Genomic DNA, 14863 nt, shown 5'->3' on the forward strand with positions numbered 1-14863 from the left:
GTATACCGCTGTCAAAAACAGATAGCGACGTAAAAACAATAAATAATAATGTGCGGATATGGAGCACCTATGACACTCGATGTTTTATTCCATTTATTGAAAACCCTCTCACCAGAAAAAAGCACCGCTGATGAAAAAATACCTGCGCTAATCACCTTACTTTCCTCAGAAAGTCATCGTTCAGAAGCGCTTTCGCCATTTATACATCGACTGCACCTGCTCTCATTTGCCCAGAACGCTCCTGGCAATGCCGAGGAGCTACTCTCAGCACATATGACAAAAGACGTCGGACTCTTCCCCCAGCCTGACTTCGCGGACTGGCCACGGGTGCGTTACGCGGAGTCCGGTGAAGTACAGACGCCGGAATCAGAAGAGTATTTTCGTAAAATGACCTCGGCTGCCAATGTGCTACGTTCTTCGCTGATCGACGAAGAGCGCGCAAAGGGGACGCCAGCGCTTTATATTCTGGATAAATTACTTAACCTGAATAGCGCACTGCCGGAAAGATATAAAAAGATGGCGAATATACCCTACGCGTAAACTTATTAAACAGGATAGTCCGTAAGGAATATCCTGTTTAATTTAAGACAGCCGCTTTTCATTATACTCAAGACAGACGATATCCAGCGAAGGAACGACCGGCGAATTGAGGTTAAGCCAGGCCAGCAACCGTTCAATACTCTGTCCTCTGAGCGAATTTTTCGGCCAGACAAGATAGTAACCGTCCCCTGTTGCTATCGCCTCCCGGAAGGGCAGCGCGAGCAGGCCGCTTTTCAGCGCGTCGAGCGTGAGCCGGAGATCGGCCATCGCCACGCCGTGTCCGTGCATGGCCGCAAGGCTTCCCTGCTCCAGGGTGTCGAACACGATCCCGCCGCTCATGTCGAGGCCGGGGAATAAGCCCGTCCTTTTCAGCCAGCGCTTCCAGTCCCGTCGGTCCGGTGACGGATGAATAAGATCGCACTCAGAAAGCTGATGCCGGGCAGACTCCAGCAAAGACGGCGTACAAACCGGAATAAGCCATTCGCTGAACAGCAGCCTGCTCTCCGTTGACTCGCCAAAATAACCGTTACCGAGGAGGATCGCGCAATCGTATGGCTCGCGGCTGAAGTCAACGGTGTCGAAGTCCATCCAGACGCTGGCGATTTCGATTTTCGGCTTCGCATGATTCTCCCGAAAGGATTTAAGCACATTGAGAAGCCATCGCATCGTCAGTGTGCTGGGGGCCTTTAGGCGCAGAAGATGGTTTTCACTTTTAAATGCGCGACAGGCCCACTCAATATTCGAGAAACTTTCGCTAAGCTGCCCGGCCAGAATACGCCCGGCGTCGCTGACCTCCACTCTCGGTCCCTGCCGTTTAAACAGCTCGCAGTCGAACCACATCTCAAGCGTGCGGACATGCCTGCTGACCGCCCCCGGCGTGATATTCAGGACTTCAGCCGCTTTGCTGAACGAGTTCAGCCGTGCGGCAACTTCGAACGCGCGCAGCGCATACAGTGGCGGTAAAGACATACATTCCCTTTTTGGAAGGTGTAATCATACAGTTTTTGTATTATCGGCACACGATGACGTCAGCCAACATTTTTTATCGCCGAGGCGTCCAGCTGAGGCATGCCGATGATCCTGGCCTGGGTGGTGATGAAGATAGCTACTTTGCGATAATCTCTGTTCAGACTGACGGAAAAGAGGATGTTTAAAGTGCTCGCTTATATCACGATTGGGACAAATGACTTTCAGCGCGCCGTGAACTTTTATGACGCTATTTTTAACGTGCTGGGCTATACGCGTCTGCCCGCCTGGACTGATAGCTGGGCAATGTGGGGAAACGAAAATCATCCGGATGACGAATTTAGCTTCTGTATTTGTCCTCCATTTGACCAGCAACCCGCGACGGCGGGAAACGGGACAATGTTCGCCTTCAGAGCAGATAACGCGGACATTGTCAGACGCTTCCATGCAGCGGGCCTCCGCGCGGGTGGGAAAAATGAAGGCGTGCCCGGTACACGAACCGCCTACGGCCCCGACTTTTATATTGCCTATCTGCGCGATCCTGACGGGCATAAACTGGCGTGCGTTTGCCAGCATTATTCTCCTGATGCAGATAAGCTATCAGGCGAAGAAGAGTCACTTCAATAATAAAATTTTGCTGTAAGGACCGGTAGACACCCAGTCCTGCGGAGATCACTTCAGCTCCATCGTGCTTATTACATGGGAAATATCCGCGATGTCGCCAGCTGACAACGGTTGCAGAGGTCGAGGCAGGCAATCCATGTCGGTAAGCCCAAGCACGCCAGCCGCAGCGGCAATAACGCGAATACTTCCGCCATGTTTACGGAACAGCGACCACAATGGCTCAAGGCGGGTTGTCAGGGCTGTAACGCGTTGACGATCGTTTGCCGCCGCGGCTTCAGTGATTTGTTTCGCCATCTCAGGGAACAGACCGCCACACACGGAATACCACACTTCACAACCGGCGTTTAATCCCAGTCCCGCATAAGCGTCGCCACTGATACCGATTGTTACGCCAGGGTTCAGATGTTGACGCAACGCCTTCACCCGCTCAGTTGCTGCAGCGGGGCTATTCGGGACGCCAGGGATCTTGACCGAGCGAACACCCTCAAGTGATGAGAGACGACCGTGGAGTTCATCCGTAAAGGTAAAATGCGTCGTGCCCGGATTATCATAGATACACACCGGTACAGACACGTGCCGGATAACGGTCTCAAAGAGTGAGAAGACTTCTTCGTCACGTAGTGGCTGGTAGCTGACCGCCGGGAGTAACAGCGCATTTGCACCAGCGGCCTGTGCATCATCTGCCAGATGCAGAATGGCATCGGTACTGACCGCTCCCACACACACCATCACGGGGATGTTCCCTGCATGCTGTTTGGCCAGCGTTGCTACGCGCTTGCGCTGCTCCCGGGTCAGATAGGCGTAGCTTCCGGTTGACCCCAGGATGCCCATAGAATCAACCCGAGCGTCTGTAAGACGGGAAAGGATATGGCTGAAACCCTTTTCATCCACGCCGCTGGCGGTGACTGGGGTTAATGGAAATGCCGACAAGCCGGTAAACATACATGTTTCTCCTGGAGGATATTACTGCTGTGGTTCTTCGATGAGAGCAACGTCAAACCACAGACCGGGCATCATTTTTTCCAGGCCGTCGGTCAGCATTTTTCCGGCTTCGTGAAGCGTCTCCAGCGGCATCTGCGGGAGACTCTCCAGAATGAACCACATTTGTTGCTGCGCTTCCACGCCTAAGCGGGTTCTGATCCCCTGTCGCCAGTTCCAGCGACGGCAGGTCACGCCGATATCATCACACCAGATAACCTCACCTTGTGAAGGATACTCAACGGTGGTCTCTCCCTCTTTGACCGTATCAAAAGGTTCTGTTCCTTTTGCCACAGTCAGACGCGGCGCCCCCTGATAGGCAGAGAGATCCTCTCCACCAACCGGAACGGCATAGCGGAGACTGACGGCATTATAAAGATCAACGACAGGATCGAGCGCTGGCATCGTTCCGTCACGTAAGACGCGCTTGCGTAACGCATCCGCTGAGCAAGGGGTGCGTTTAGGTTTAGCCCCAAATTTTTGAAAAACGTCGGCCCATGCCGCCAGATGAGATTCCGCCCAGGCAGGCTCACCGGCCAGAACCGCCTCACAGGCTTCTCGCAGCGCCGTTTCTCCAGTGCCGGGATTAAGCACTGGCGCAGCTTTTACGCGGATACTGAGCGCCCGAAAACCGGGAGCAATACGATAAATTTCAGGAGAAATTGACGGAGATACTGTTAACACGTGATAATCCTGTAATGACCAATTTATTCCATGATAATGACCAATGACCAAAAAAGTCAATTTAATGACCGATGCAAATTCGATCGCCAGCTCCGTGAATGAAGCCGTATCGCAGCGAATTAAACTGTATCGTAAGCAAAAGAAAATCTCCCTTGATGAACTCTCGCGTCAGGCGGGTGTAAGTAAGGGAGCGTTGGTTGAGATAGAGGGATGCCGGGCGAATCCCAGCATTGCCCTGTTATGTCGCCTGGCTGCCGCGATGGGGGTTTCGGTGGCTGATTTTGTGGATGTCAGTGTCAAACCGACCGTGCATCTCATTGCTGAAAATGAGATCCCAGAGTTGTGGAAAGGTGAAACAGGCGGGAGAGCAAGATTGCTCGCAGGGTCGGGTGGCCCTGATATGACCGAGCTCTGGATGTGGGAAATGCAGCCCGGGGAAAAGTTTGCGTCACCCGGCCACGCGGAAGGAACGCTAGAACTGTTTTATGTTCAGTCGGGCACGCTCACACTCGGCGTACAGGATCACGTGTATCAGGTAAAAACTGGCTGTTCGGCAACTGCCAGAACGGACGTTCCTCATTTCTATGAAAACCGGGAGAAGGACCCATTGGTATTCATCATGACAGTGCATGAGAAAGCGTCCTGAGTTGTAGCCCGGTATGCCAGCAGGGCTTTTCTCATTAAAGCAATTTACAATTTATTCACATAACTGCCTTTGTCTAATTGATTGGCGCAAAGTAAGGGGGTAACATCCACTCTTTCGGATAAAGAAAATGTCTGTTACTGATTCTCTCCTTGCCTTCTCTCTCGCTGCACTACTGCTCACCCTCACTCCGGGCCTGGATACGGCACTCATTCTACGAACGGCATGTGCTGAAGGTGGAAAGAAGGCTTTTCAGGCAGCTCTTGGAATTGATACTGGCTGTTTTATCTGGGGCGCACTTGTTGCGCTGGGACTGGGAGCGCTGCTGGCGGTGTCAGAACTCGCTTATACCATGCTGAAAATGTGTGGTGCGACTTACCTTTGCTGGCTGGGTTTACAACTGCTGAGGCGGCCACGTTCATCTTTCAATCACGGCGATGGCGTTAATCCTTCAGCGGGGAACTGGTTTATAAAAGGAATGCTGGGAAATGTACTCAATCCTAAAATGGGTATTTTCTATGTCTCTTTTTTACCTCAATTCATACCTGCCGGACATTCCCCCTTTGTATGGACTTTTATACTTGTCAGCATTCATGTCGCAATAGGGACAATGTGGTCAGTCACGCTCATTTTATCCACTCACTTTGCATCAGCCATACTGAAGAAAAGCAGTGTTGTCAGGGGAATGGACAGAGCTACAGGAGGATTGTTTTTGTGCTTTGCGGCTAAACTTGCACTCAGCACAAGATAACCTGATTAACGCTAACACAGCTCAGAACGTCCGCTGTGGTCACATAACTGACGTTATGAACGGTGCCCTGTGAAGCTTTTGAAATCAAACCGATAATACGAAGGCGGCTGTCCCGTGACACGGCGGAACATCGTGGCGAAAGATGATGCATTGTCGTATCCGAGAGTGAGTGCCACTTCATTCACCGGTTTACCTGTTATCAGCAACGTCAGTGCACTGACGACACAGGCTCGCTGTCGCCATGCAGAAAATGACATGCCGGTTTGCCGTAAGAAAAGTCGACGAAAGGTACTGGCGCTCATAAACAGCGTACTGGCCCAGCGCTCAGCAGGGTCATGGATTGAGGGGTTGAGTAAAAACGCCTGACAAAGAGCCAACAGTGCCGGATGTTGTGGCAGCGGAACATCGAATTCGCGAACCGGCATTTCCGCCAGTTCCAGTAACAGCAGATTTACCAGCGCACGGTCGCGTGCGCTGTCATACATCAGCGGCAAATCCACGGCATCAAGCAACAACTGACGTAACAATGGCGATACGCTGATCACCTTACAGTGTCGATACTTAAGCGATCCCGTCACACATGTTGGTTCAATATATAAGCTACGCGTGGTCACACCTACAAACCGGACAGCGTGAGGGGTTTCGGGTGGGATCCATACTGCATGTTGTGGGGGAACAACCCACTCTCCGTTACAGGTTGAGACGTACATGAGACCCGTTGCACCATACAGCAGCTGCGCGCGGCGATGTTGGTGTTGTGGCAGTATAAATCCCTGCGCATAGTCATTGCCTAACGCCACCACTTCACGATCGAGCTTATCGACATCTTCAATTTTTACGTTGCGCACACCGGTCTCCGTCTGAACGATTTACAAAGGTAATTGAGCGCTGCGCAAATGGGAAGCAGGATGCTACCGGTATAAGCTGCTCGCTCATTTTCAGGTCGGGGATATTCTCTTGAACGATATCGCAATTATTGCACTGGCAGGCTTTACTACCGGTATCACCACGGTGCTCTTTGGTTTTGGGGGCGGTTTTGTCGTGGTGCCATTTGTTTATCAACTGATGCTGCGGCAGTCTGAGCTGGCAGGAAACGCCATGCATATCGCGGTTGCTACCTCAACGGCGGTGATGATTTTTAACGCGGGCTGGGTCAGCTACCGAAACTGGCGCGCCGGCAAACTTTCAGCGCAGACATTGTTCCCATTATTATGGTTTATCGCCATCGGGGCTGTCGTGGGTTCCTGTCTGGCGGGAGTCTTCAGCGAGAATATTGTTCGCGCACTGTTCATTCTTTATATGCTGGTAACCATTGGCGATTGTTTGTTGCGCAAAGGTTTTTTTAGCTGCAGTTCCCCGCGTCGCTTGTCACTTTCTGTGGTAACGGGCGGCGGAGTGATCATAGGCATGATAGCCGCATTGCTGGGCGTGGGTGGCAGCGTGATGACAGTGCCATTATTACGGCGACACGGCTATGCGATGGGTGAATGTATTAGCGCTTCTAACCCGCTTTCTCTGCCTGTCGCGCTGTGTGGTGCCGTGACGTATGCGGTCATTGGTTGGCAAAATATTCCGGTGAGCGGATTTCTCGGTTTTATCAGCCTGAAAATTTTAGGCCTGTTGGTACTGACGGGCTGGGCTGGAATAGTTTTTAGCCGTCGGGTTATACCTGCTTTACCTGACATATGGCACGCACGAATCTATGTAATACTGCTGTGCCTGGTGCTACTGGCGATGCTGCTCCAGTAAACCCATCCATCGCGGCGACTACTGGGCTACCTGTACCAACGTCCGCTCCTGGCACAGAGCGGACATAATGAATTTCGGCTATACCCGGCAAATGGATGGCTCTGGCGACAAAAACACTCACCTTCCCAGTGCCGCAACAATTGCCCCCTCCATTTTCTCTGGCGTCGTCATCGGTGCAAAACGCTTGAGCGGCTTTCCGTCGCGTCCGACCAGGAACTTGGTAAAGTTCCACTTGATCCGCCCACCCAGCACGCCAGGCAATTCGCTTTTCAGATAACGAAACATCGGATGTGCTTCAGCGCCATTGACCTCAACTTTCCCGAACATGGGAAAACTGACGCCGTAGTTAATGTAACAGGTCTTTGAGATTTCATCGGCGTCGCCGGGTTCCTGCTTACCGAACTGGTTGCAGGGGAAGCCCAGCACCACTAACCCTTGTTCGGCGTATTTCTTGTATAGCGCTTCGAGACCCGCATACTGAGGCGTAAAGCCGCACTGGCTGGCGGTATTGACGACCAAAACCACCTTCCCCGCATAGTCGGCCATTGAGATAAGACTGCCATCCAGGCGGGTGGCGGTAAGCTGATGAAAGCGTGTCATGCTGAAATCCTCAAAGCAGGCCGAAAAGCTGCTATGACCACCCACGCGGCGGCCTCCGTACAGAAAGTTTACATTCAAACAGGCTAAGTGTGATACATTCCCGCCGCGCCAATGACCACCACACTCGCTATCAGGTATGCAGAACATCACAAAAAAAATTCGCTGGCTTCTGTTTGCTATCCCATTACTCAGCGGTTGTGGCACGCTCTCGCAAATGTCCTCCCCGGAAGGTACCCAGGAACTCCTCACCCATGAATCGCTGGATGGCGACGTTGACAGCGTGGTGCGCCACTACATGGCGCAAAAGTCCGTTCCAGGAATGACGGTCGCGGTAATCCATAATCACGGCTCGCCTCAGTTTTACACCTGGGGCGTTACCGATGCGGTCAACCGCTACCCGGTCAGGCCCGATACCCTGTTTGCGCTCGGCTCGCTCAGCAAAGGGATCACGGCGGAAGTGGTGGCCTGTCTGGTGAGTGAGGGGCAACTGAACTGGAACGACAGCCTGGCGACATTGCTACCGCCGGGAACGCTGCTAAGTAAGGATGCACAAAAAATCACCCTGCTGGAGCTGGTAACCCACACCTCCGGCCTTCCGCGCCAGAATATGGACGTTTCGATGCTAGGAAAATTCATCCGCTACTTAGGCACGGGTGATAATTTCTACGGTGAACTGGACAGCGATAACGTGCTGCGTTATCTGGCGAACTGGCGCGCGCCGAGAGATAAAACCCCGCAATACTCGAATACCGGCTACGCCCTGATTGGCTATATCCTGAAGCACAAAACCGGCGAAGATATTCAGAGTTTAGCGTCACGCTATATTTTCCGTCCGCTGCACATGGTTAACAGCAGCTTTACGCCCCAGAAGCTCAAAGGATACCCCCAGCGGGCGCTCGGCCACGCGGGCGATCAGCCAAAATTCATCCCGCGCGGGCAGCTGACGCCAGACTGGCATTTTTCCAACAACATGGTGGCGGCAGCAAGCCTGTACAGTAACGCCGAAGATCTGGCGGCCTATGCCCGCTATCACGTCTCTACGACCCACAATCCCTTGCTGGACAGCGTCTTTGACGAAGTCAGAAATACCGATATTCAACGCCCCGACGGGGTGCAGGGCATTGCCTGGACCACCGACTTTATCGGTCTGGAAAAAATCACTTATCAGGTCGGCTATATCGGCGGCTACTCCAGCTTCATCGGCTATGACAAAGAGAAAGGCAATGCGGTGGTGGTGCTGCAAAATATCTTTAACTGGAGCAACTATATTGGCATCGCGCTACTGATGGATATGGCGAAAAAAGACGGCCTTACCCCTACATCGCCGACTTCGGCCTTAAGTTCTCGTCAAACGCCAGCCGTTTCCGGTCAGGCTCAGCCTCGCGCAGCGGCTCAACCTGGTGCATAGTTAGCTTGCAGCGCTCCACCAGCACCTGATACTCCCTCGTGCCCTGCCGCTTCCACGCCATCTCCTGCTCGCTCAGCTCGCGAATCGCTTTGGCCGGGCTGCCGATAATCAAGTGGTTGGCAGGCATCTCCGCTTTCGCCTTCACGAACGCCGCCGCGCCGACGATGCTGTTTTCACCAATCACTGCCCCGTCCATCACCACCGCGTTCATACCCACCAGCGCGTTGCGGCGGATGATGCAGCCGTGCAGGATGGCGCTGTGGCCGATATGTCCGTCCTCCTCCACCACCGTGTCCTGCTCCGGGAAACCGTGCATCACGCAGTTATCCTGAATGTTCGCGCCATCCTTCACCACGATACGGCCAAAATCACCGCGCAGGCTGGCATTAGGGCCAACATAAACGCCTTTACCCAGAATTACGTCGCCAATCAGCACCGCCGTTGGGTGAACATAGCTTTCGTCAGGTACCACCGGCGTCAGACCGTCAATTTGATAAACTGGCATCTTCACTCCTTATGCGCTTGTAAGACCACCAAAGCGTTGATAGTAGAGCGTGCCGGGCACGGGCAGTTCACCCACGGAGGTTTCGCCCTTCTCGCTGACAAACGCCAGCGCCCCCGGCGCGACACGCTGATAGATATTAATGCAGAGCTGTCGGGCGCTTTGCCCCGCCCAGTGCGCGGGCAGTAACTCCTCCGGCAACAGCGGGTCCTTCAGCACCACGCGGCGATAAAAGTGAATCAGCAGCAGCTGGATCTGGAAGCAGCGCTCCGGCGTCAGCTCCTCCGGCGCGGCCTCCTTCAGCAGAGGCAGCAGCGGGCGGAACGAGTTGATAAACGACTCGTACATCGCGTTTTGCTCGGTTAACTGCCAGCACTCTTCCACCCGCGAACGCAGCGCGGCGCGGGAGAGCGCCAGCGGCGAGTGGGCTTCGAAGAAGATCACGTTTTCCGCCACGCCGGCATCATGAAGCAGGGACTGCACGTCCGCCAGATGCTGGGACGGCGAGGCCATCAGGCTCGGTGCCAGCGTGCCAAATCCTTGCCAGATGAGCTGTTTTTTCACATCCGCGAGCGTAGTTTTATCCAGCCCTTCGGAAAGCAGCAGCAGCCATTTGCCGTCCCAGGCGGGCAGCTCTGCGCGATAAATCTTATTCTCCGCGCGACGCGTCAGCCGCAGCCCCTTATCGCTCAGGCGGTAAAAGCTGCGCCGCCCGATGCGGGAGACGTCCAGCCAGCCCTCTTTGTTGAGGCGAAACAGCGCGGTGCGCACGAAGCGCTCGCCAAATCCCATGCCTTCCAGTAAGGCGGCCAGGCTGCCGAGCCAAATCTCGCCGCCGCGGTGGGAAAGCGCGTCACCGTATAACGAGGAGATAAGCGACGTTCCGCTGACGGGAACCGAGCTGACAGCGTGCTGGATAAAGGCATCGAGTTTATTCATGTGATTCATTCTGTTGTTATTTTTGTCCTGGATGAATCATAGCATAAGTCCCTCACCCTGGCCCTCTCCCCAAAGGGGAGAGGGGAAGGTGTTTTAACCGTTAGCCGCAACTTTACGCAGATCAAACACCCGGCAGGCTTTCCCCTCCGAGCGCGGGATGCTGCCGCAGTTCACAATCATCACGTCGGTGGAAATCCCGACCATCGACTTTATGCGGTGGCGCAGCTGGTGGCACACCTGGCAACGCTGCTCGTGCGTCAGCGTTAAGCTGCTCTCTTTCAGCTCCACCTTCACGGAAAGTGAATCAAGATGCCCACGACGATTCACCTCCAGCTGATAGTGCGGAGAAAGGTGTTCGAACTTCACGATCTCCTCTTCCAGCTGCGACGGGAAAACGTTGACGCCGCGGATGATCAGCATATCGTCGCTGCGGCCGCTGATCCGGTCCATGCGCCGCATGCTGCGCGCGGTTGCCGGCAGCAGACGCGTCAGGTCGCGGGTGCGGTAGCGGATCACCGGCAGCGCCTCTTTGGTCAGCGTGGTGAACAGCAGTTCGCCCTGCTGGCCGTCATCCAGCGGCGTGCCGTCGTTCGGGTTGACGATCTCCGGGTAGAAATGATCTTCCCAGATGGTTGGGCCGTCGGCGGTTTCGATACACTCCATCGCCACGCCCGGCCCCATCACCTCGGAGAGGCCATAAATATCCAGCGCCGTAATGCCTAAGCGTTTTTCGATTTCGCGACGCATGGCCTGCGTCCACGGCTCCGCGCCGAAAACGCCAACGCGCAGTGAGCAGGTGCTGGCGTCGCCGCCCATCTGGCGCTCCAGCTCCTCAATCAGGTTGAGGCAGTAGGATGGCGTCACCATAATCATGTCCGGCTGGAAATCACGGATCAGCTGCGCCTGTTTCTCTGTCTGGCCGCCGGACATCGGGATCACCGTCGCCCCCAAACGCTCGGCACCGTAGTGCGCGCCCAGCCCGCCGGTAAACAGGCCATAGCCATAGGCCACGTGAATTTTGTCCTTCGCGCTGCCGCCCGCCGCGCGTAGGGAGCGCGCCACCAGGTTGGCCCAGTTGTCGATGTCGCCCTGCGTGTAGCCGACAACCGTCGGTTTGCCGGTGGTGCCGGATGACGCGTGAATGCGCACCACCTGCTCCATCGGCACGGCAAAGGTATCAAAGGGGTAGTTATCCCGCAGGTCCTGCTTGGTGGTGCACGGGAATTTGCGGATATCCGCCAGCTCGTTGAAATCGTCAGGGTGAACGCCCGCGGCGTCAAACTTGCGTTTGTACATTGGCACGTTGTTATAGGCGTGGTGCAGCGTCCATTTCAGACGCGCGGTCTGTAGCGCCTGCAGTTCGTCAAGGGAGGCCGTTTCAATCGGATCAAGCTTTGTTGTATTTGTCATTGTAGGGTACTCACATTGTTTTTATGCTCAAACACGCTCAAGGATCATGGCAATGCCCTGACCCACACCGATGCACATCGTACACAGCGCGTAGCGCCCGCCGCGTCGGTGCAGTTCGTTACTCGCGGCCAGCGCCAGTCTGGCGCCGCTCATCCCCAGTGGGTGGCCAATCGCTATCGCGCCACCGTTCGGGTTGACGTGCGCGGCATCATCCGGCAATCCCAGCTGACGCAGCACGCCCAGCGCCTGCGCGGCGAAAGCTTCGTTAAGCTCGATCACATCCATCTCGTTAATGCTGAGTCCGGCGCGCTCCAGCACCTTGCGCGTGGCCGGTACCGGGCCGAGTCCCATCAGACGTGGCTCCACGCCTGCCGTCGCCATCGCCACGATCCGCGTGCGCGGGACCAGCCCCTGCGCCAGCGCCATCTGCTCGCTGGCGACGATCAGCGCCGCTGCGCCGTCGTTGACGCCGGAGGCATTTCCCGCCGTGACCACCCCGTTCCTGCGGAACGGCGTTTTTAGCCCGGAAAGCTGCTCAAGCGTGGTGTCCGCGCGGGGATGTTCATCCTCGCTGAACTCGTTGACCGCCCCTTTTTTCCCCGGCACCTGCACCGACACAATCTCCTGCGCCAGAATGCCATTCTGCTGCGCCTGCGCGGTACGCTGCTGGCTGCGCAGCGCGAACGCGTCCTGATCGGCACGGCTGATATTTAACAATTCAGCTACATTCTCTGCCGTTTCCGGCATGCTGTCAGTTCCGAATTGCTGATGCATGAGCGGATTCACAAATCGCCAGCCGATGGTGGTATCAAAGATCTCCGCCTGTCGCTGGAACGCGGCAGTGGCTTTGCCCATCACAAACGGCGCGCGGGACATGGACTCCACGCCGCCCGCAATCAGCAGGTCGCCGTCGCCCGCCTTAATGGCGCGTGCGGCAAAACCAATCGCGTCCAGCCCCGACCCGCACAGGCGGTTAATGGTGGTTCCGGACACCGTCTGCGGCAGCCCGGCCAGCAGCGACGACATACGCGCCACGTTGCGGTTATCTTCACCCGCCTGGTTCGCGCAGCCGAAGATCACGTCGTCAATCCGCTCCAGATCGAGCTGCGGATAGCGGGCCAGCAGCGCGCGCAGCGGCACGGCGCCGAGATCGTCAGTCCGAACGGCGGAAAGTGCTCCGCCGTAGCGCCCCACCGGGGTTCGAACGCCATCACAAATAAATGCGTCACGCATCAGGCCTCTCCTGTCACATTGCCGCCGATGCGGTGAGATTTTCCGCGAAAAAGGGCGACGGTTTTCTGTTGCTGGTTCTGAATTTCAATGTCGTACACGCCGGTCAGCCTGCCCTGATGCTTCACCCGCGCGGTGGCGGTGAGCGTGTCCCCGGCAAAGCCCGGACGCAGAAAGTCAATCGAACAGCCGGAGGCCACCGCCGCCAGCCCCTGACTGTTGCAGGCGTAGGCAAAGGCGGTGTCTGCCAGCGAAAACAGCTGTCCGCCGTGGCAGGTTTGGTGGCCGTTGAGCATCTGCGGGGTGATGGTCATGGACACCACCGCGTAGCCGTCGTCCATATCGACAATGTCCATCCCCATCGCCTGCGCGCAGGCGTCCCGTTCGTACATGGCGCGGGCGTTGTGCCAGGCGTTATGACTCATAGCTACTCTCCAGAAGCGCGCGCTGGCGCAGCAGGGAACAGGGGCGATAGCGTTCTTCGCCGTAATGGCGCTGCAGGTTCTCCAGCAGCGTCAGCAGGCGCTGCCAGCCCAGACGCTCGCCCCAGGCGATCGGCCCGCTCGGGTAGTTGACGCCCAGGCGCATGGCGGTATCGATGTCCTTCTCGCTGGCGACCCCTTTTTGCAGAGCATCCAGCGCTTCGTTGGCAATCATCGCCACCGTGCGCCAGACCAGCAGGCCGGGATAATCGGCAATCTGCACCACCCGAAGCCCCTGCTGCTGCAGGTAGCGGATGGCCTTTTGCGTCGCCGTATGCGGGTTGCTGGCGGCTGCGGCGATGATCGCGACGTCACGCTCGATGCGGTCTACTACAACCACCGGCCCGTTGAGCCGCAGCGCCAGCGCCTGCGCGGTTTCGCCCTGCGTTTCAATCAGGTACACATCATCAATTTCCGTGACACCGTCACGTCTTTTTTCCACGCGCATCGGGCTGTAGCTGTCGTTCACGGTATCAGCCCAGCGCACCCCGGGCCTGTCGCCCTGCCAGTCATAAACGCCCTTCCCGCTTTTTTTGCCCAGCCTGCCAGCCAGCACCAGCTCCTGCTGCACCAGCGAGGGCAGAAAACGACGCTCCTGCCAAAAGGCGTTAAATACCGAGCAGGTCACCGCGAAGTTCACGTCCTGACCAATCATGTCGGTCAGCTCCAGCGGGCCCATCGGGAAGCCGCCGCCTTCGCGCAGGGCGGCGTCAATCACCTCCGGCGCGGCTACCTGCTCCTCCAGCGCGCGCCAGGCCTCGGAATAGAACGGGCGCGCGACGCGGTTGACGATGAACCCCGGCGTCGACTGGCAGCGCACGGGCTGCTTGCCCCAGTTCAGCGCCAGCTCGCACAGCGCGTCGGCCACTTCCGGGGAGGTTGCCAGCCCGCTCACCACCTCCACCAGCTTCATGACCGGCGCCGGGTTGAAGAAATGCAGCCCGGCGACGCGCTCCGGATGGTGGATGTCCGCCGCAATCGCCGTGACGGAGATCGAAGAGGTATTGCTGGTCAGCACCGTCTGCGGCGGGCAGATTTCCGCCAGCTGCGAAAACAGCGCCTTTTTAACCTCCAGCCGTTCCGAGGCCGCTTCAATCACCAGTTCGGCCGCGGAGAGCGCGTCGATATCCGTGACGGGAAGCAGCCGGGCGAGGATCTGGCTCCCGGCATCGGCGGAGAGTTTTCCGCGCGTCACCCGGGAGGCCAGACGCTGGCGGATCCCCTCGATAGCGCGTGCTATCGCATCGCTGGAAATATCGTAGAGCAGCACCTGATGCCCGTGGCTGGCCGCCACTTCTGCAATCCCCGCGCCCATCGTGCCGCTGCCAATCACGGCGACAGTCCGTATGTTGAGCAT

General features: G+C 56.5%; 17 protein-coding genes. 6 read left to right on the plus strand and 11 right to left on the minus strand.

Going from position 1 to position 14863, the window contains the following annotated elements; all coding sequences use genetic code 11:
* Positions 1-69 precede the first annotated feature (69 nt).
* On the plus strand, positions 70-540 hold the full coding sequence (locus IM271_RS01455) for a hypothetical protein (protein ID WP_048998454.1): 471 nt from the start codon (positions 70-72) through the stop codon (positions 538-540).
* 42 nt (positions 541-582) lie between these two features.
* On the opposite strand, the gene IM271_RS01460 is transcribed toward IM271_RS01455, so the two are convergent.
* Entirely contained in the window at positions 583-1509 is a 927-nt protein-coding gene (locus tag IM271_RS01460; protein WP_193052055.1) for a LysR substrate-binding domain-containing protein, read from the minus strand.
* Between the two features lie 186 nt (positions 1510-1695).
* Here IM271_RS01460 and IM271_RS01465 point away from each other — a divergent pair, with 186 nt between their 5' ends.
* Positions 1696-2133, plus strand: coding sequence for a VOC family protein (locus IM271_RS01465; protein WP_193052120.1), 438 nt, complete (start codon positions 1696-1698; stop codon positions 2131-2133).
* Positions 2134-2178: 45 nt separating this feature from the next.
* Here IM271_RS01465 and IM271_RS01470 read toward each other — a convergent pair whose 3' ends face one another.
* Together IM271_RS01470 and IM271_RS01475 are read right to left on the minus strand one after the other, a co-directional pair.
* A complete protein-coding gene (locus IM271_RS01470) occupies positions 2179-3072 on the minus strand; it encodes a dihydrodipicolinate synthase family protein (RefSeq protein WP_193052056.1) in 894 nt (297 codons plus the stop codon).
* A gap of 21 nt (positions 3073-3093) precedes the next feature.
* The gene (locus IM271_RS01475; protein ID WP_193052057.1) at positions 3094-3792 is read right to left on the minus strand and encodes a B3/4 domain-containing protein; all 699 of its coding nucleotides are present in this window, start codon (positions 3790-3792) and stop codon (positions 3094-3096) included.
* A 43-nt stretch (positions 3793-3835) separates the two neighbouring features.
* On the opposite strand from IM271_RS01475, the gene IM271_RS01480 reads away from it, so the two are divergent.
* Positions 3836-4438, plus strand: coding sequence for a helix-turn-helix domain-containing protein (locus IM271_RS01480; RefSeq protein ID WP_193052058.1), 603 nt, complete (start codon positions 3836-3838; stop codon positions 4436-4438).
* A gap of 127 nt (positions 4439-4565) precedes the next feature.
* Positions 4566-5186, plus strand: a complete 621-nt coding sequence (locus IM271_RS01485; protein ID WP_048959092.1) for a LysE family translocator — start codon at positions 4566-4568, stop codon at positions 5184-5186.
* A 53-nt stretch (positions 5187-5239) separates the two neighbouring features.
* On the opposite strand, the gene IM271_RS01490 is transcribed toward IM271_RS01485, so the two are convergent.
* Positions 5240-6034, minus strand: a complete 795-nt coding sequence (locus IM271_RS01490; RefSeq protein WP_193052059.1) for a helix-turn-helix domain-containing protein — start codon at positions 6032-6034, stop codon at positions 5240-5242.
* Between the two features lie 109 nt (positions 6035-6143).
* Between IM271_RS01490 and IM271_RS01495 the strand changes: the two genes are divergently transcribed.
* Entirely contained in the window at positions 6144-6935 is a 792-nt protein-coding gene (locus IM271_RS01495; RefSeq protein ID WP_032674705.1) for a sulfite exporter TauE/SafE family protein, read from the plus strand.
* A gap of 117 nt (positions 6936-7052) precedes the next feature.
* Here IM271_RS01495 and IM271_RS01500 read toward each other — a convergent pair whose 3' ends face one another.
* Positions 7053-7535: a glutathione peroxidase gene (locus IM271_RS01500; RefSeq protein WP_028013039.1), complete on the minus strand. Its 483-nt coding sequence runs from the start codon at positions 7533-7535 to the stop codon at positions 7053-7055.
* A 136-nt stretch (positions 7536-7671) separates the two neighbouring features.
* On the opposite strand from IM271_RS01500, the gene IM271_RS01505 reads away from it, so the two are divergent.
* Positions 7672-8943, plus strand: coding sequence for a serine hydrolase (locus IM271_RS01505; RefSeq protein WP_193052060.1), 1272 nt, complete (start codon positions 7672-7674; stop codon positions 8941-8943).
* On the opposite strand, the gene paaY is transcribed toward IM271_RS01505, so the two are convergent.
* The 6 genes from paaY to paaH form a co-directional block, all read right to left on the minus strand.
* Positions 8852-9448 carry a phenylacetic acid degradation protein PaaY gene (gene paaY, locus IM271_RS01510; RefSeq protein ID WP_045630362.1) on the minus strand — a complete coding sequence of 199 codons (597 nt, stop codon included), beginning with the start codon at positions 9446-9448 and terminating at the stop codon, positions 8852-8854. The genes IM271_RS01505 and paaY overlap by 92 nt on opposite strands.
* 9 nt (positions 9449-9457) lie before the next feature.
* Positions 9458-10393: a phenylacetic acid degradation operon negative regulatory protein PaaX gene (gene paaX / locus IM271_RS01515; protein WP_021241337.1), complete on the minus strand. Its 936-nt coding sequence runs from the start codon at positions 10391-10393 to the stop codon at positions 9458-9460.
* A gap of 84 nt (positions 10394-10477) precedes the next feature.
* On the minus strand, positions 10478-11794 hold the full coding sequence (paaK, locus tag IM271_RS01520) for a phenylacetate--CoA ligase PaaK (protein WP_047365282.1): 1317 nt from the start codon (positions 11792-11794) through the stop codon (positions 10478-10480).
* A gap of 27 nt (positions 11795-11821) precedes the next feature.
* A complete protein-coding gene (pcaF, locus tag IM271_RS01525) occupies positions 11822-13027 on the minus strand; it encodes a 3-oxoadipyl-CoA thiolase (RefSeq protein ID WP_150143683.1) in 1206 nt (401 codons plus the stop codon).
* Complete coding sequence (paaI, locus tag IM271_RS01530; protein WP_028013034.1) at positions 13027-13449, minus strand: hydroxyphenylacetyl-CoA thioesterase PaaI; 423 nt, start codon at positions 13447-13449, stop codon at positions 13027-13029. The genes pcaF and paaI overlap by 1 nt, the downstream gene beginning before the upstream one ends.
* Positions 13439-14863 (minus strand): 3-hydroxyacyl-CoA dehydrogenase PaaH, encoded by a 1425-nt coding sequence (paaH, locus tag IM271_RS01535; RefSeq protein ID WP_193052061.1) that lies wholly within the window; start codon positions 14861-14863, stop codon positions 13439-13441. The genes paaI and paaH overlap by 11 nt, the downstream gene beginning before the upstream one ends.

Origin of the sequence: Enterobacter cloacae complex sp. I3 (assembly GCF_014896175.1) — a bacterium.
Classification (GTDB): domain Bacteria; phylum Pseudomonadota; class Gammaproteobacteria; order Enterobacterales; family Enterobacteriaceae; genus Enterobacter; species Enterobacter bugandensis.